16 protein-coding genes are annotated in these 16,636 nt (G+C 37.5%); 3 read left to right on the forward strand and 13 right to left on the reverse strand.

The window, feature by feature from the left end; translation table 11 throughout:
- Positions 1 to 34 precede the first annotated feature (34 nt).
- The 3 genes from AR328_RS03615 to AR328_RS03625 form a co-directional block, all read right to left on the reverse strand.
- Positions 35 to 343 (reverse strand): hypothetical protein, encoded by a 309-nt coding sequence (locus tag AR328_RS03615; protein ID WP_442854428.1) that lies wholly within the window; start codon positions 341 to 343, stop codon positions 35 to 37.
- Between the two features lie 164 nt (positions 344 to 507).
- Complete coding sequence (locus tag AR328_RS03620) at positions 508 to 702, reverse strand: alpha/beta-type small acid-soluble spore protein (RefSeq protein ID WP_066289897.1); 195 nt, start codon at positions 700 to 702, stop codon at positions 508 to 510.
- A gap of 199 nt (positions 703 to 901) precedes the next feature.
- Complete coding sequence (locus AR328_RS03625) at positions 902 to 1,138, reverse strand: helix-turn-helix domain-containing protein (protein WP_066290188.1); 237 nt, start codon at positions 1,136 to 1,138, stop codon at positions 902 to 904.
- A gap of 166 nt (positions 1,139 to 1,304) precedes the next feature.
- Here AR328_RS03625 and AR328_RS03630 point away from each other — a divergent pair, with 166 nt between their 5' ends.
- On the forward strand, positions 1,305 to 2,033 hold the full coding sequence (locus AR328_RS03630) for a protein-glutamine gamma-glutamyltransferase (RefSeq protein ID WP_066289899.1): 729 nt from the start codon (positions 1,305 to 1,307) through the stop codon (positions 2,031 to 2,033).
- Positions 2,034 to 2,083: 50 nt separating this feature from the next.
- On the opposite strand, the gene AR328_RS03635 is transcribed toward AR328_RS03630, so the two are convergent.
- On the reverse strand, positions 2,084 to 3,457 hold the full coding sequence (locus AR328_RS03635; RefSeq protein WP_442854429.1) for an FMN-binding glutamate synthase family protein: 1,374 nt from the start codon (positions 3,455 to 3,457) through the stop codon (positions 2,084 to 2,086).
- A 60-nt stretch (positions 3,458 to 3,517) separates the two neighbouring features.
- Positions 3,518 to 4,915, reverse strand: a complete 1,398-nt coding sequence (locus AR328_RS03640) for an FMN-binding glutamate synthase family protein (RefSeq protein ID WP_066289903.1) — start codon at positions 4,913 to 4,915, stop codon at positions 3,518 to 3,520.
- Positions 4,916 to 5,053: 138 nt separating this feature from the next.
- Between AR328_RS03640 and AR328_RS03645 the strand changes: the two genes are divergently transcribed.
- Positions 5,054 to 5,791, forward strand: coding sequence for a YqjF family protein (locus AR328_RS03645; protein WP_066289911.1), 738 nt, complete (start codon positions 5,054 to 5,056; stop codon positions 5,789 to 5,791).
- A 68-nt stretch (positions 5,792 to 5,859) separates the two neighbouring features.
- Here AR328_RS03645 and AR328_RS03650 read toward each other — a convergent pair whose 3' ends face one another.
- Entirely contained in the window at positions 5,860 to 6,999 is a 1,140-nt protein-coding gene (locus AR328_RS03650; protein WP_066289918.1) for an amidohydrolase, read from the reverse strand.
- A gap of 159 nt (positions 7,000 to 7,158) precedes the next feature.
- Here AR328_RS03650 and pepT point away from each other — a divergent pair, with 159 nt between their 5' ends.
- Positions 7,159 to 8,400: a peptidase T gene (gene pepT, locus AR328_RS03655; RefSeq protein WP_066289921.1), complete on the forward strand. Its 1,242-nt coding sequence runs from the start codon at positions 7,159 to 7,161 to the stop codon at positions 8,398 to 8,400.
- A gap of 60 nt (positions 8,401 to 8,460) precedes the next feature.
- Here the strand turns inward: pepT and AR328_RS03660 are convergent, their stop codons facing one another.
- From AR328_RS03660 to AR328_RS03690, 7 genes are all read right to left on the reverse strand, one after another.
- On the reverse strand, positions 8,461 to 9,642 hold the full coding sequence (locus tag AR328_RS03660; protein ID WP_066289924.1) for an NAD(P)/FAD-dependent oxidoreductase: 1,182 nt from the start codon (positions 9,640 to 9,642) through the stop codon (positions 8,461 to 8,463).
- Between the two features lie 39 nt (positions 9,643 to 9,681).
- Positions 9,682 to 10,116, reverse strand: coding sequence for a DUF1641 domain-containing protein (locus AR328_RS03665; protein WP_066289927.1), 435 nt, complete (start codon positions 10,114 to 10,116; stop codon positions 9,682 to 9,684).
- 521 nt (positions 10,117 to 10,637) lie between these two features.
- Positions 10,638 to 11,546 (reverse strand): fumarylacetoacetate hydrolase family protein, encoded by a 909-nt coding sequence (locus tag AR328_RS03670; protein WP_066289929.1) that lies wholly within the window; start codon positions 11,544 to 11,546, stop codon positions 10,638 to 10,640.
- Between the two features lie 278 nt (positions 11,547 to 11,824).
- On the reverse strand, positions 11,825 to 12,568 hold the full coding sequence (locus tag AR328_RS03675) for a maleate cis-trans isomerase family protein (RefSeq protein WP_066289932.1): 744 nt from the start codon (positions 12,566 to 12,568) through the stop codon (positions 11,825 to 11,827).
- Positions 12,569 to 12,588: 20 nt separating this feature from the next.
- Positions 12,589 to 13,923 (reverse strand): MFS transporter, encoded by a 1,335-nt coding sequence (locus tag AR328_RS03680; RefSeq protein ID WP_066289935.1) that lies wholly within the window; start codon positions 13,921 to 13,923, stop codon positions 12,589 to 12,591.
- A 132-nt stretch (positions 13,924 to 14,055) separates the two neighbouring features.
- Positions 14,056 to 15,462, reverse strand: coding sequence for a dihydropyrimidinase (gene hydA / locus AR328_RS03685; RefSeq protein WP_066289941.1), 1,407 nt, complete (start codon positions 15,460 to 15,462; stop codon positions 14,056 to 14,058).
- A gap of 133 nt (positions 15,463 to 15,595) precedes the next feature.
- Positions 15,596 to 16,276: a GntR family transcriptional regulator gene (locus AR328_RS03690; RefSeq protein ID WP_066289946.1), complete on the reverse strand. Its 681-nt coding sequence runs from the start codon at positions 16,274 to 16,276 to the stop codon at positions 15,596 to 15,598.
- Positions 16,277 to 16,636 lie beyond the last annotated feature (360 nt).

A 16,636-nucleotide genomic window follows, 5' to 3' on the forward strand; every position in this document is an offset into this window, starting at 1 on the left:
TTAAAGGAGCATCCCCATGAAATTTCACTCTTACTTAATACCAATATCCATAAGGCGGGTAATAAGGATAAGGTGGATAGTACGGATAGTACGGGTAACCATATCCTCCCCATCCTCCACCAAGTGCTGCTCCTAAAGCTAATCCTCCTAAAAACGGAAAACCGAAGCCAAAACCAAATGGCCTGCCAAAGCCGAATCCAAATGGCCGGCCGAATCCAAAGCCAAATGGTCTTCCAAAGCCAAAGCCTGGTCGGCCGAAACCTCCAAAACCTCCGTGAAATCCGCCAAATCCAAATGGCCGCCTCTCGTCATTCATGTCAATAGCACTTGGTATTACATTCATATTCAATTATGTCTCCTCCTCATATTTTCTACATATTTTTGCACCCATTAAATAGTATTCAAAGACAAATATAAATTCTTGGGTAATTACCTAGAAAAGGGGGATTTTCCTAATTAAACAAAATAAAGAGACCCTCGATGAAGGGTCCCTTCCTTGCAATCTTATTACTGTCCTTGCTGGTTCTTCAGCTGCTCCTGTCCCATAGCGACGAGTCGCTTAGTCATTTCGCCGCCAACAGAACCATTTGCTCGCGCGGTTGTATCTGCACCAAGTTGAACTCCAAACTCTCCTGCTATCTCATATTTCATTTGTTCCAATGCATTTTCAACACCAGGTACTAAAAGTTTGTTTCTAGCCATGATACATCACTCCCACCACGATTATTTGAGCAATTGTCATTGCTCTATTTTAATTTAACCGAAGGCTGGATGCTTCATTCATTTTTGAATTTATGTAGGCATTTGTGAGGTGACACGGCCATAGCCTAATTTTGGGTTATGGACATGCATCATAAGGTGAGTAAACGAAAATTCATATTTGTCAATTTTGGCGGATTATTTACATAAATGGAGGAACTCCCTTACTAATCTCAGATACAAGAGAAGCGATGGATTGAATCTGCTGATCATCTAAATCAAATGCTTTCTTTATTTTTTCTTCTAACTCAGCTGTTACTCTTCTCTTGCCTACTTCTACTAATGCAATGAGCGAGAAACTGCAGGAGACAATCTTTGCAAAATCGCGCTGATTCATTTCATAACTCTTTCTTAAAAACTTAATAATTTCTTTATTCATTCTCAATGCTCATACCCCCTCTTGCAGTATCATATTATTTTAATAAATTAGCATTGAAATGATCCGTTTGTAAAGTAAATTTTTTTTCTCGCTGACGGAAGAAACAACAAATATCTAATTTAATCATAATACAGTTAATACCTTATGTGAAAGGAGACGTATTTTATTGATTATTATTTCAAGCTATGAAATAAAGCCGAATCAAAACAACTTTCACGGGAAGGAAAAGGAGATATTTATCGCCTTAGAAAGCAGCCCTTTAATCCATCAATATGATTCATTGCATGAATTGCTTTTTGATATCCAATTAAGGAAGCATATTATAATGGCCGCAAATGACCTTGAAAAAAGCGGAGCAACATTTGCTCCATTTATCACATCTAAATTCAATCCGCGAATTTGGACGAAAATCAAATACGGCTATTTGCTTAATTCCGAAATCCCGCCATCCGAAGCCATTAAGGATGTATTTAAAAATGGGAAGGAGTACGCATTTGAATGCTCTACCGCCATTGTCATCATTTATTATAAAGCAGTGCTTGATTTAATTTCAGTCAGTTATTTCAATACTTTATTTCAAAGGCTGCTTGTTTGGGATTGGAACTATGACCAAGATTTAAGCATCATTACAAAAATAGGAAGGGATTTTATCCCGGGAGATGTTGTCTACTTTTATAATCCTGATTATGGACATCCAGTTTGGACAGGGGAAAATGCTGTTTATTTAGGTGATGGATTGTATTTTGGCCATGGTATAGGAACTAAAACGGAAACAGAGATGATAGAAGCCCTCAATACACTTAGGAAGAAAAACGCAACAAAATCTGCTTATTTAATATCGCAGCATAGCAGATTAAATACTAAATATTTATCACAATTTGCCAAGCCTTTTTAATGGGTAAACTAACAAAAAGCGCCGAAAAGTATAAATATAGGCGCTTCTTGTTATTCACTTTTTTCCCAAGGCTGAAAGGAATACGGGATGCCAACCATGCGGGAGGTCAATTCATCATAGGAAACTAAATCTTTTTTTGACAGCTCTTTTAACGATTTTTTCCCCATAGCTCTTAAAGCCATTTTTATTTCTTCGGTGCTTGCGGTTAAGAACTTTTCCGCCGCTTGAACCCCGTCTTCAATTTTGAATTGTTCCTTGAACTTCCCGTTATTCCATACAACTTGGGTAGGCGGTTCAAAGGGAACGGCATTTAAGATTTGACTATGAGCAACAGTAAACAACATCGCTGAACCTAAATAGACAGCATCAGCACCGAGGGCTAACACTTTTAAAAAATGCCCAGGCACTAAAAGCCCTCCTGAGAAAAGTAAACTAATCTGCCCCTTCATCTTTCTCTTTTCTAAATGATTTACAGCCCTGACAATCGCATGCAGTGTCGGAATTCCAAAATCATCATAAAGAATCGGCGGAGCTCCGTGCATGGCTGCTTGTCCGCCATCAATCGCAATAAAGTCAACACCCATTTCAATGATATGATCAATATCCTCCTCAATTTTTCCGGCTGCCCCAATTTTTACTCCGATGGGAACTCCACCTGTCATCTCCCTTAGGTCATCTACAAGTTCTTTCAAGTCCGCTAAAGTTTGATTTTCAAAAAAATTGTCACTGATGACAGCATCTTCATTGTCCTTTAGACCCATTATTTCTCGGGCACGACCCATTATTTCTTCGGGAGGAATTTTTCTTCCGGTCCCGAAGACTGCACCTTGTCCCAACTTTATTTCAATCATATCAGCCCGCTGAATTACGGCTTCTTCCTTTGCCCATTCGGTTTTAGCAAACTGTAAAATATATTTCCCAGCTGTATCTAATTCTTCAGGCAGAATTCCGCCTTCACCCGAGTTAATCGCTGTTCCCACATTATTTGCGGCAGTTGCCAAGGAAAGTCTCACCTTTTCACTTAGTGCGATTCCATATCCCATCCCGCTGATCATAAGCGGAATTTTTATTTTCATTGGTTTTTTAGCTTTTGGACCAATCGTAACAGCCACATCTACTTCTTCCTCCCCATCAATTGGAAATGGGGTAGTTTGAGCAGGAATAAATGTAATTGGGTCAAGATTAGGCCACTTTTTAGCGGAACCGCCGAGTGGACGAAAAAGGACTTTGCCTTTTTCCGCACGCAAGCTATTTTCAAGCACATTTTGAATGCCCATATGCCTAAATCCCGGAATCATTTCAATAATATTTTCTTGATAGCTATCAGTAAAAATGATTTTCCCAAATTGCTTAACGATTATTTTTGTGAGCCAGCGCCAAGCAATGAGCATGAAAAAAAACATGACAAATATTAATGCCATCATTGCGAAAGTTAAAAAGTTTAGTAAGCTCAACATATACACTTCCCAACATTAATTAAAGGCTCAATTTTCCCATGGCTCAAATGAAAATGGAATTCCGATTATTTGTGCGGTTAGATCATCATAGGAAACTAAATCTTTTTTTGACAACTCTTTTAAAGACCGTTTTCCCATAGCCCTTAATGCCATTTTCATTTCCTCGGTACTGGCTGTAAGGAATTTCTCAGCAGCTTGAACGCCATCTTCAATCTTAAATTGATCCTTGAACTTGCCGTCATTCCAAACAACTTGGGTAGGCGGTTCGAAGGGAACGGCATTCAAAATTTGATTATGAGCAACAGTGAACAACATGACAGATCCTAAATAGACAGCATCAGCGCCGAGTGCAAGCATCTTCAAAAACTGGCCGGGTACAAAGAGCCCTCCAGAGGCTATTAAACTAATTTGTCCCTTTTTGTTTCTCTTTTCAAGGTGATTAGCAGCCCTTACAATTGCATGCAAAGTAGGTATGCCAAAATCATCAGATAAAATTGGCGGTGCCCCATGAGTCGCCCCTTGTCCTCCATCAATCGCAATAAAGTCAACGTCCATTTCTATTAAATGATCAATATCTTCTTCAATTTTGCCGCCTGCACCCATTTTTACACCGATTGGAACGCCGCCGGTTAATTTACGCAATTCCTTTACAAGCTGTTTAAGGTCGTCCAGTGTTTGATTTTCAAAAAAGTTTTCATAAATAACAGCCTCTTCATTTTCCGTCAATCCCATTAATTCAATAGCACGAGGAGATAAATTATTCGGTGATATTTTTCCGCCCATAGCGAATAGCGCACCTTGGCCCAATTTAATCTCAATCATATTAGCACGCTTCAAAATTTTTTTATCTTTTGACCATTCTGTTTTTGAAAACTGCAGAATGTATTTTCCTGCTTTATCTACTTCTTCTGGCAGAATTGGTCCTTCTCCAGAATTAATCGCGGTTCCGACATTTTTGGCTGCTTCCGCTAAAGATATTCGTACTTGTTCACTAAGTGCGATTCCGTAAGCCATTCCGCTAATCATTAGGGGGATTTCAATTTTCAATGGTTTTTTTGCTTTAGGTCCAATCGTTACTTGAACATCTACTTCCTCTTCACCATCAACCGGAAATGGAGATGTTTGTGCAGGAATAAAGGTAAACGGCTCTAAATGAGGCCATTTTTTCGAGGAACCAAGCGGTCGGTGTAAGATATCACCCGATTCCGCACGCAAACTATTTTCCAGCACATTTTGAATCCCCATATGCCTAAACCCAGGTAACATTTCAATAATATTTTCTTGATAGCTATCCGTTAACACAATTTTGCCTATTTTCTTTACCATCCGTTTCATTAGCCAACGCCAACCGAAAAGGATAAATACAAAAAAGACAAAAACAATTGCTATCATAGCAAAAATAATTAAAGTTAATATATTCGACATTTTCCTACTCCAAAGTCATAAAAAAATCCATTTAGTATGTCCTAGTATTTCCAATATAGGTAAATAATATGTTTCATTGCATGAAAACTTTCCTTGCAGAAAAGACTAAGAAGAAAATTTGTCAATTGGAGAATTTGTATGAAGTTAATTAATGATACTTTCCACAGACCTTTTCCATTGCCTTCAAAAAATTGGATTATGCGGCAGACTTGGAGAAACCTATTATTTATTCATTGGCCAATTCCATCTGAAATATTGCGAAAGCATATTCCTTCATCGTTAGAAATTGACACCTTTAATGGATCTGCTTGGTTAGGGATCATCGTTTTTTTGATGGATGGCATTTATCCTCGAGGATTATCCAACCTATCCATCCTGCCTAAATTTCAAGAAGTGAATGTACGAACATATGTAAAGTGTAATGGAAAAAGCGGTATTTATTTTCTTTCCCTAGATGTGTGCGACTGGGCCTCCTATACAATAGCAAAAAGATGGCTTCGTCTGCCTTATCATTCTTCACAAATTTCAATCGAAAAAAAGGGTAAAAACTTTCATTTTGAAAGCATCCGTAAAAGAAATACCGAAATCACGCTTGACGGAATATACACACCACTTGAAGAGGTATATTTGCCTAATGAGGGGACACTTGATCATTTTCTTACTGAACGCTATTGTTTTTTTAGTTCAAGTAATGGCACCCATACATATTGTTTGGAAATTCACCATCAGCCATGGAAGCTGCAAAAAGCGGAACTCGAAATAAATCATAACACCCTGTTTGCTCCATTAAATATAGACGTTAGCGAAGTTCGCCCGATCTCACACTATTCTATAGGAACAGATTCTCTTATATGGAATATTAAAAAATTCAAATGACTGTTTAATGTAATAATCTGATAACAAATAAAGACCTTCTGAATCTAGTTCGAGAAGGTCTAATATGATTACCATTGTTCTTTATCTGCCTCTAATAAAAGATTCGTTAAAATCTTAGCACCATAAATGAGTGCTTCTTTGTTAAAAGACATCTTAGGATGGTGAAGTCCTGGCTTTAAGTCGCAGCCTAAACCAATCATCGTAGCTGAAATATCCAGTTTTTTCAATGTGTAGAAGTGAAAATCCTCCGCTCCAGGGGAAGGACATTCTTGAACAAAGTTTTCTTCACCAAGGATCGATGTGATGGCTTTTTCCCCTAAATCCATCGCTTTAAAATTGCGTACGGCTGCAGGCGAATATTCACCAAGAGTAAATTCAATCTCTGTTTCAGTTAGTTCAGCAATTTTTTGAATCGTGCTCTCTGCTTTCTTAATTAACTTGTCCATCGTTTCATTCGTCTCTGCTCTTAAGTCGAATGTAAATTGAACTTTTTCCGGAATTAAATTCGAAGCCTCTCCGCCATGTAATTCCGTTATTTTAATAGAGTATTTATGCGCATCCTTCAAATTGATCTGGCGAATGGCATGAATTAAGAAGGCAGCTGCTTCAATTGGATTATTTCCTTCCTCTGGTCTTGCTGCATGGGCAGGCACACCATGAATCACTCCATGTATACTGGCAGTAGACCCGTGAAGAATGACAGGAGCAGCCTTTTGAAAAGGAATTTCTATAGCTGGGCGAACATGAATCCCGCCAAGGAATTTAACTTTTTTTAATGCACCGGCTTCAATCATTTTCAATGCACCCTCAGCCTTCTCCTCTGCAGGCTGAAATATAAACCGAATCGTATGTTTAAAGGATTGCCCTGATTCCGCTAAAGCAAGAGCGGCGTATAGCACCATCGTACTGTGTCCATCATGACCGCAAGAATGATTAGCGCGAACCTCGCCATCTACTTCCTGGATTAGTGCATCCATGTCTGCTCGAAGCGCAATAACATCCTCTGACTCCCCTACAATTTCTGTGACTAGTCCAAAATGGTCTTCAAACGTTTTAACTTTGAATCCCGCATATTCAAGTTTTTCACGAATATAAGCAGAAGTTTTTTCCTCTTTCCAGCTTGGCTCTGCAAGCTGATGAAGTTCTTGATAAGTTTGGAGTATTTCTTCGCGATTTTGTTCAATTAACTGAGTAGGATCTTTCTTCATTATGTAAATCTCCTTTTTTAGTATAAATTGAAATATTCAATCATTATACACTAATTATTTTTAGATTTGGTCAAATTTCAATATAAAGCTGTCTATCTTATACTTTTATAGATTGGAGTGATAAAATGGTAATAGTACGATACAAAGGAGTTGTTGAGATTGAAAAGTGATATCATTAAAAGATTTACTACATATGTGAAAATTGATACACAATCGAATGAAGCGAATGAAACATGCCCTTCCACACAAGGTCAGCTAACCTTGGCGAATTTATTAGTCGAAGAATTAAAGTCAATCGGAATGGAAGAAGTATCGATTGATGAGAATGGATATGTAATGGCGACTTTGCCCGCCAATACAGATAAGTCAGTGCCTACAATTGGATTTTTAGCTCATCTGGATACAGCAACTGATTTTACCGGAGCAAATGTCAAACCGCAAATTCACGAGAGTTATGACGGGAACGATATTATCTTAAATAAAGATTTACAAATTGTTCTCTCACCTAAGGATTTCCCAAGCTTAAACCAATATAAAGGTCATACTTTAATTACAACAGATGGAACTACTCTTCTTGGTGCTGATAATAAGGCGGGAATTGCTGAAATTATGACGGCAATGGAATACTTCATTCAACATCCAGAAATAAAGCACGGCAAAATCAGAGTAGCTTTTACCCCTGATGAGGAAATTGGCAGAGGCCCTCATAAGTTTGATGTGGCAGCCTTCAATGCAAAATATGCTTATACAGTAGACGGAGGGCCTCTTGGGGAACTCGAGTATGAAAGCTTCAATGCTGCAGCTGCAAAAGTGACGATTAAAGGAAATAATATTCACCCTGGCACGGCTAAAGGGAAAATGGTGAACTCAACAAAAATAGCAATGCAATTCAACTCGAAGCTTCCGGTTAACGAGGCGCCTGAATTTACTGAAGGGTATGAAGGTTTCTACCATCTTCTTTCATTTAATGGAGATGTGGAAGAAACGAAGCTAAGCTATATTATACGTGATTTTGATAAGGATAAATTCAATGCAAGAAAAGCAAAAATGGAAGCCATCGTTCAGGAGTTAAAGCAAAAATATGGACAAGACAAAATCCTTCTTGAAATGAAGGACCAGTATTATAATATGAAGGAAAAAATCGAACCTGTTAAAGGAATCGTTGATATTGCACACGAAGCAATGGAAATGCTGGACATTGCCCCAATTGTAAAACCAATCCGCGGCGGCACCGATGGCTCACAGCTTTCCTATATGGGATTGCCAACACCTAATATTTTTACTGGCGGGGAAAACTATCACGGGAAATTTGAGTATATTTCCGTTGATAATATGGAAAAAGCGGTCAATACAATTGTGAATATTATTAAGCTATTTGAGGAAAAGGGAGAAAATTTATAGAAAAATAAAATGAAGCTGCTAACCGTGATGGTTTTGGCAGCTTCATTTTTTTAATTTGCCTTAGTATGCTAATGCGTACAAAGCTTTAATATGTGAATAGTAGCGAACATTACTTGCTTCCTTCATGAGAGAAGCAGGAAGTCCTTTAAGGGATGTTTCGTTTGCACCAATTGTGGCTACAGCATCTTTACGGCCAAGGCTTGCAAGGGTGCCTGAATTTACTGGAGCAAATGAATCAAATGTCTTGTCTTTAAGAAGTGCGAATAAATTATAACCAACAAGTTCCCCCATTTGCCATGCATTTTGTGCGGTTGGCGCATATGGACGGCCGCCTTCTGCTGGGAAGGCAACTGCGCTGTCACCAACAACAAATACATCAGGATGAGAAGAAGATTGAAGATATTCATTAACAGTTGCACGTCCGCGATCACATGCAAGCCCTGACTGTTCAACAATCGGAAGTGCTTGGATGCCGCCAGTCCATACAAATGTATTGGCTGTAATTTTTGAACCGTCTTTAAGGTCGATTTCATTTCCATTAACATTCGTTACAGGAAGACCTGTCAAGAATTCTACACCGCGAGCTTCAAGACTTGCAGTAGCGCGTTCGATTAAGTGATCAGGTAAAACCGGAAGAATTTTTGGACCAGCTTCTACAAGCTTGATTTTCAATTCTTTTGGATCTACGCCATATTTTTTTGCAACTTTTGGCATATTGTCAACGATTTCACCAACTAGCTCAACCCCAGTTAAGCCGCCGCCGCCAATTACAATCGTTGCATCCGCTTCATTTCTAGTTTTGCTGTATTCTTCAATTTTTCCAACAATATGATTGTAAATGTTATTAGCATCTTCGACAGATTTTAATACCATGCTGTTTTCCTCTAATCCAGGAATACCGAAGTAACCAGTTTTGCTTCCTAGAGCAACAACAAGTACGTCATATTTTAATGTGGAACCATCATCAAGCTTTACAGCCTTTTCATCAGCAGAGAAAGAGTCAACCTTTGCGATTTTTAAGTTAATATCCTTGCCTTTGAAAAGCTTTTCTAATGGCATAGAAATAGCCTTTTCTGCAATTGTTCCCCCTGCAAGACGGTGCAGTTCAGTAATAATTTGGTGTGTTGGATATTGATTTACTACAGTAACATAGGCTTCTTCACTATTTAAGTATTTGCGAGCAGTTAAAGCTGAAAGAACTCCGCCATATCCCGCCCCTAAGATCACAATATGTTTTGACATGTATCATCCCGTCCTTACTAGTTGTATTAAAAGAACTTATTATTGTTGGCTATTCTTTTCTCCAGAGATTTGAAGATAAGCATTAACGAAACGGAAAAGCTTTTGGGCTTGAGGGTCTTTTAGCATTTTTAATACGCCAAATAAACCGATCACTTCATGGCTTTCATCCGCACGATCTTTTGCTTCAATAGCAGTAGCTGCAATACTTTTAACAGTGTCCTTAACTGGGCCTGCCATTTCAGCGATTGCACTTACTGTATCATTCTTTAATACATCGTCAGTTGCCACTGATTGAGCGAAGTCATATGATTTAGTTAAAATATTTACTAGCTCTGTTAGCTTCGGCAGCTGCTCTACTAATGTTGTTAAGGATTCCTGTACCTCAGGTTTTAAAAGCTGATCAAGAATATCAAGTTTTTCCTGATACGACACAAGTTCTTGTTCAGGTTTTGGTTGTGTAAGCGTTGCAGTCATGTCACTACCCCTTTACAATATAAATGTTTTTTCAATAAACTGAAGGAAATTTTTGTCTTGTGTGACATTTCACAAAGAAAATCAATAGTATCTTTTTCATTACGATAAAATAGTCATCCTGTTACTAAAGACTAAAGGTAAATCCTTCAATCATCCCAAAACTACTATACGACTTATTTTGAATAATATCAATTACAATTTTTGAATATATTCGTAGCTTAAATGTTATTTACAGGTGGAATATGAACAAAGTTAAAGGCTGCATTCCTCAAATTGGAATATCAGCCCCTATACATTAAGCTTTATTTACTAACTTGATTTACACGTGAGTGCTTTGATATCAAACTTTTCTTAATCTGTTACCCTGCAAAAGGATTCAACACATAATAAATAAAATATCTAAACTAAGACACTACTGCTTGAATTTCTGGTAAAAAAGCTTTAATCTTTTTCAAGAATTACAGCCTCTGATGAAAAAAGTTTATTCGAGTCAACTAATATTAGTTTACTTGTCATTCAAACTAGATTGTCCCTGACCCCTCTTCCGACCTAAAAAAATTTGTTAGAATGCCTAATCTTTCAATTTTCACAGTTACTTTGTCCCCATCCTGTAACCACACTCTATCCACTTCAGGGAGCCCCATTATTACACCTTCTGGAGTTCCAGTTAGAATAATATCTCCAGGCTGTAAAGTTAAATGTTCAGAAACATAACTAATAATCTCTTCACAGTTAAAAATCATATCTGAAGTATTTGAATCCTGACGAATTACTCCATTTACAATAGACATAATTCTTAAATCATTCGGATTTTCGATTTCTTCTTTACTTACCAAATTTGGACCAATTGGACAAAAACCATCACAAGATTTCCCCAAAAGCCATTGCGAACTTTTTGATTGCAAATCACGAGCAGACACATCATTCGCTGCACAATAACCATATACTACAGATAGTGCATTTTCCTTTTTAATTTTTTTCGCTTTTTTACCAATGACTATTACTAATTCCGCTTCATAGTCTACCTGAGAAGATACGCTTGGCAAGGTTATGTCTTTTCCATGAGCAGTTAGTGTATTATTAAATTTGCTAATCAAAATTGGCGCTTCAGGGATAGGTAAATTACACTCTGCTGCATGCTTTATATAATTCAATCCAATACAAATAATTTTATTAGGCTCAGGCACACAAGGACCATAGATTAACGAATCCTCCATAAGGAATAATGAATCATTCATAAATGAAATTTCTATTAATCTCGAAAGAACTTTTTGCGCATGTTCTCCATGAGAGATAAGTTCTGTAACTGTTTTTGGCACATTATTAATGAATGGATAGTTATTAGATGCTGCTTCTACGTCTAATATTCCCTTGGCTGTTTTTATACCTAAAGCTAATCGATCTTCTTTGAAAAAGGTTACAGATATCATTGACTCCCCTCCTTTATTAAACTTAAAGAACAAGGGCTATTTCCTCAGAAATCTTTATATAATTTTCATACGTGTTATAATTAAATTATGAATTCTGTACAATGACAATTGCATACATGTAAGGGTTGGGATAGCTAATCTTCTATCCTGTAAAATGTATGGAGTCGTCAGAGAAGACGAAAATCACCGTACAGAATCATGATAAATTTTTCAATCTTAGCAAATGAAGAGAGCATTGCAACCCCCCACAGGTTGAATGCTCATCAAAAGATTTCTTATTATCTGCTTACCTTTTCCCTTGAAAATACTTTTCCCCATCCTTTTACAGTCCTTGGGTCTACATCTACCATTTTTAAGCATTCCCACATAAGTACATTAATCGTGTCGTACATTGGAATATTAAATTTATCTTCATAATATTCAACTTTATCTACTGCAGGAAAATTTGTGCATACAACACTTAATGCATCAGCAGGGGAAGCAGTTACTGCTTGTATCATTTCTTCGATTCTGCCTTGATCTACTTGGCTAAAGGAACGATTTACTGTTTGGGAAAGTCCTTGAACATTAATCGTTTCAATATTGCAATGCTTTTTGTATTGTTCTGCAATTAATCTATTTATTTCTGGAATATATGGTGTTACAAGGTGCACAGTATTAATATTATGTTCTTTAAATGCTCTTACTTGGGATAACATGGAGGTTGTTGCCGGAATTCCTGTTCTTTTTGTAATCGCTTCACATAGTTCATGATCCATTTCGAAACCAAGCCATCCGCCTGACGTTCCATTCCAAGCTATTAAATCAACCTCTGCATGTGCCAGCAACTCAGCAGCCTGGAGCATAGGTTCAAAATTAAATTGACTCAATGCATCCTGCTCTAATGAGATTTTCGTAACCTCGAATCGGCCATAATGGCACGTAACCTCCGGAACATGATATAACATCTTTGAGCAAATTGGCTCTAGAACTGTGTTTGAAGAGGGAGTAAGCATTCCAATTTTTTTTGGTTCTTTTATCATGATTATTCCTCCTTAAATAATTAATGAGCAACCCCGATTTTTTTATTGTAATTAATTAGGCTTGACACTGTTGCTAAAAGGAGACCTGCGACAACAAATACCATTAACGCCAAGAAATAAGAATCTGTGATTGAAACAATAATACCGATATATATTGGTGTTACTATACCCGCAATATTTCCAGCAAAATTCATACATCCACCAACAGTACCAATATGCTCTCTTTGCGAGATTGCAGCAGGTATACTCCAATACAATCCACCCCAACGAAGAAAAAATAATGCAATTGAAAGTGTAGTAATTGCCATCGTTACCGAAGTAGACCGGCTTAAAAGAAAAATTGCGATGGCCGTCATGATACCTGCAATTGAGAGCATTGTCCTCATTACTGTGTTAAAATTACCACCTTTATCGCGCCACTTATCTGTGATTAATCCGCCTATAATTTCCCCGATAAAACCAGAGCCAAAAATGATTAATATCGATCCCCCAATTGCTTTAATATCTAAATTTTGTGTTTTTGCAAGATAGGATGGCCCCCAAGTCATTAGTCCGTAAAAAACTGTGTTAAACGAAAACCAGCCGAGACACATACACCAGAAATTGCGAGCTTTTAAGTAATCTTTAGCACCAATTTTTACTCCTGAAGCATTACGTTTATGTTCTTCATACTCTTCCTCGAGAGCCTTCCGAATATATTCACGTTCTGCCTCGTTTACTTTTGGGTTACCATTTGGCCCCCCTTTTATAACTCTCCATGCTAACCAAGCTATGATGATAGTAAGGATTCCAGCCCCAATTAATGCACCGCGCCATCCTCCAAACCATGCCATAAAAGCAATAATAATTGGTCCTCCAACGGCAGTTCCTAACGGTGCACCACTATCAATAATAGTAGCCCCACGGCCTCTTTCTTTGGAACTCAGCCATATGGATTGTAGCTTTGAGGCCCCCGGCATAACCGGAGCTTCTGTAATTCCTAGCAAAACCCTTAGGAATATTAATGATTTTGCACCCATGATAAAGCCTGTTAATGTTTGAACGATTCCCCAGCTTATGGCTGCGCCATAAACTACCTTATCTGGACGATATTTGTCCGCAAGCCAACCTGATGGGACTTGCATTAGAGCATATCCCCAAAAGAAGGAACTAAGGATGACACCGACTATTGCAGGATCTAAGCCTAAATCACTTTGGACCGCCGGCATCGCAATTGATAGTACGGCACGGTCAACATAGTTAATTGTGACGAGTAAGAGAAGCATAATAAACACACGCCAACGCACATTTGTTGGTTTTGCTGTTAAACCAAGTGATTGTTCTGAGACTTGCAGACCTGAGCTACCTTTTGGCATAAAAATCCTCCTTTTTCAACTTAAAAGTTAAAGAGTTATGCTATTCTCAAAACGTTTAAGTAAATTTCATTAATCACCTCCTCTAATATTTGCTTAGCAAAACGTAACTAGTGAAATTACTAGATACGAGTACTACCTGATATTAACCCCTGTTCGTAAATTAGAACTTTTCTTCCTAAATAAATACTGTCCTCGCCCTTGTTCACCGATAACATATCCATCACGAACAATTTCCTCGCCCCGGGAAAATACTCGCGTTATGGCTCCTTGAACGACTGTACCCTCATAAAGATTGTAATCTACATTTTGGTATTGCTTTTCCTTTGTAATAATTCTAGAAGCTTTAGGATTAAATAAAACAATATCTGCGTCAAATCCAACAGCGATACTTCCCTTTTTTGGATACAACCCAAATAATTTTGCAGGACCTGAAGACATAATCTCTACAAACTTTTGTAAAGAAATTCTTCCTTCATGAACTCCGAAATGGTAAACAAGAGAAAAAGTATCTTCAATACCAGGAACTCCATTGGGGATTTTTGCAAAATTATCCTTACCTAGTGTTTTTTGTCCTTCAAATAGAAAAGGGCTATGATCAGATTCAACAGTTGAAATAAGGCCTGAGGATATTCCCTTCCAAAGATATTCCTGATTCCATTTTTCACGAAGAGGAGGGGAGCAAACATATTTACCGCTTTCAAAGTTAGGTAATTGCAATTTGCTTTGATCTAGAACTAAATAATGAGGACAGGTTTCTGCATATGCCTGTACTCCACGCTTTTTTGCATGTTCTACTTTTTCTAATGCATCTGCACAGCTAACATGGACAATATAGATGGAGGCATTCGCTGCTTCTGCGATTGCAAGTGCTCTCCCTGTTGCTTCTGACTCTGTTATCACAGGGCGTGTGTGCGCATGGAATATTGGTGAGGTATCTCCTTTCGAGATTGACTCCTGAATTAACTCATCAATGATGTCACCATTCTCCGCATGTACATTCGTAATGATTCCTACTTCCCCAGCTTTTTTCATTATTTTAAACATTTCTCGGTCATTAACCATTAACTCACCTTTATAAGCCATAAACAATTTAATAGATGTAACACCTTCTTGATTCGCTAAAATTGGAAGCTCCTCAAGAACATTGTCATTATATTCACTTATAATTGTATGAAACCCATAATCTATTAAAGAAGGTTCTCCCTTCTTCTTCCATTCTTTTAAGTTATCTAGAATAGTTTGACCCTTTTTGGGCTTTGTAAAGTTAATGATGCTTGTAATTCCACCAGCTGCAGCAGCTCTGGTACCGCTTACAAAATCATCTGCAGTTCCAGCACTTTGAAATCGCCAAGCAAGATGGGTATGAACATCTATACCCCCTGGAAATATGTATTGTCCATTCGCATCAATTACATAGTCATCCTTTTCGGGAAAAAGGCGATCCAAAATAGCAGTAATTTTTCCTTTATCGATCATAATATCTGCATTAAAACAATCAGTAGCGGTAACAATCTTTCCGTTTTGAATAATAGTTTTCAACTGATTATCCTCCCATATCAATAAAATACTAAAGTGTCTGCTGTCGACAGTTAATAACATACAACTTCCATGGCTACTTTTTTAATGATAGAGCGAATTATTGAAGCTCACTCCAGTGGGAACTTCTATAATTTTAGTACGTAGTCGTTTCAAAAATTTCTTTCAAATGAGTTAAATCTGTTTCGAGATGTTTTCTCATCATAAATGCGGCTTTTTCTTCATCTCTACGTTTCATAAAGTTAAGAATTTCTAGATGCTCATTGAAGACCACCAATTCTCTATTTTCACCCTGGAAGTTTAAAACTCTGTAATAGTGACTCAGAGAGTATAAATCTCTAAGCTGTTTTTTTAATCTTATATTTTGACTATATTTTGTAATTAGATCGTGAAACTGAGTATTTTCCGCGATTAACGCTAGTCTATGTTGCTCCTTTGCAGCATCATCTAAATACCGTTTTGCATTAAGTACCGTATTTTCAATTTTTTTTATCTCCTGCCCTGAAGCGAGTCTTGTTGTCAATCTTGCAGCTAATGACTCAAGTGCCATCCTGCATTCATATATATCTTCAATATCCTTCATCGTAGGCTTGTATACTGTAATCCTTGATTTTCCATCTATTACTAATAGCCCTTCCTTTTCTAATGCACGTACTGCCTCCCTTACAGGGCTTCGGCTAATATCTAATTCTCTTGCGATTTTTGCTTCAAAAATTTTATCACCAGGCTTTAGCACTCCCTGAACAATCATTTCACGAATGGAATTGTATACTTGGTCATAATATCTCACTGGTTTTTCAATCTCAAAAGTGTTCATTTATTCTCTCCAATCTTGTCGTCTGTCGACACTTTTTGATTCCCAATCCCAAAAAGATAAAATAAAGTAGACGCCTCAAATAACTTCTGATTAAACAGGCATTCGCCTATCTTTCTTTAAGAATAGCATCTTCAATCATGCATTTCAATTTATTTTTTCAATTTTCATACTATTTACTCAATTATTATTTATACTGCATATTTATTAATATCGAATAGAAGGAGAGGCTCCCTCCCTGCCTCTTACACCACTGTACCGTTCGGTAAACATCGGTATCGTATACTACAAATCGGAGCTGCCCGACTAGTCAGGTCGATTTTTTTGTGTGCTTTTTAATTGATAGAACAATAAAAGGGGCTC

Origin of the sequence: Bacillus sp. FJAT-29937 (genome assembly GCF_001509555.1) — a bacterium.
Taxonomy (GTDB): domain Bacteria; phylum Bacillota; class Bacilli; order Bacillales; family Cytobacillaceae; genus Cytobacillus.

Excerpts from the sequence above, each read along its gene's own strand:
- AR328_RS03615 (WP_442854428.1), bottom strand. The coding sequence starts at position 343 with ATGAATGTAATACCAAGTGCTATTGACATGAATGACGAGAGGCGGCCA.
- AR328_RS03620 (WP_066289897.1), bottom strand. The coding sequence starts at position 702 with ATGGCTAGAAACAAACTTTTAGTACCTGGTGTTGAAAATGCATTGGAA.
- AR328_RS03625 (WP_066290188.1), bottom strand. The coding sequence starts at position 1,138 with ATGAATAAAGAAATTATTAAGTTTTTAAGAAAGAGTTATGAAATGAAT.
- AR328_RS03635 (WP_442854429.1), bottom strand. The coding sequence starts at position 3,457 with ATGATGGCATTAATATTTGTCATGTTTTTTTTCATGCTCATTGCTTGG.
- AR328_RS03640 (WP_066289903.1), bottom strand. The coding sequence starts at position 4,915 with ATGTCGAATATATTAACTTTAATTATTTTTGCTATGATAGCAATTGTT.
- AR328_RS03645 (WP_066289911.1), top strand. The coding sequence starts at position 5,054 with ATGAAGTTAATTAATGATACTTTCCACAGACCTTTTCCATTGCCTTCA.
- AR328_RS03650 (WP_066289918.1), bottom strand. The coding sequence starts at position 6,999 with ATGAAGAAAGATCCTACTCAGTTAATTGAACAAAATCGCGAAGAAATA.
- AR328_RS03660 (WP_066289924.1), bottom strand. The coding sequence starts at position 9,642 with ATGTCAAAACATATTGTGATCTTAGGGGCGGGATATGGCGGAGTTCTT.
- AR328_RS03665 (WP_066289927.1), bottom strand. The coding sequence starts at position 10,116 with ATGACTGCAACGCTTACACAACCAAAACCTGAACAAGAACTTGTGTCG.
- AR328_RS03670 (WP_066289929.1), bottom strand. The coding sequence starts at position 11,546 with ATGATATCTGTAACCTTTTTCAAAGAAGATCGATTAGCTTTAGGTATA.
- AR328_RS03675 (WP_066289932.1), bottom strand. The coding sequence starts at position 12,568 with ATGATAAAAGAACCAAAAAAAATTGGAATGCTTACTCCCTCTTCAAAC.
- AR328_RS03680 (WP_066289935.1), bottom strand. The coding sequence starts at position 13,923 with ATGCCAAAAGGTAGCTCAGGTCTGCAAGTCTCAGAACAATCACTTGGT.
- AR328_RS03690 (WP_066289946.1), bottom strand. The coding sequence starts at position 16,276 with ATGAACACTTTTGAGATTGAAAAACCAGTGAGATATTATGACCAAGTA.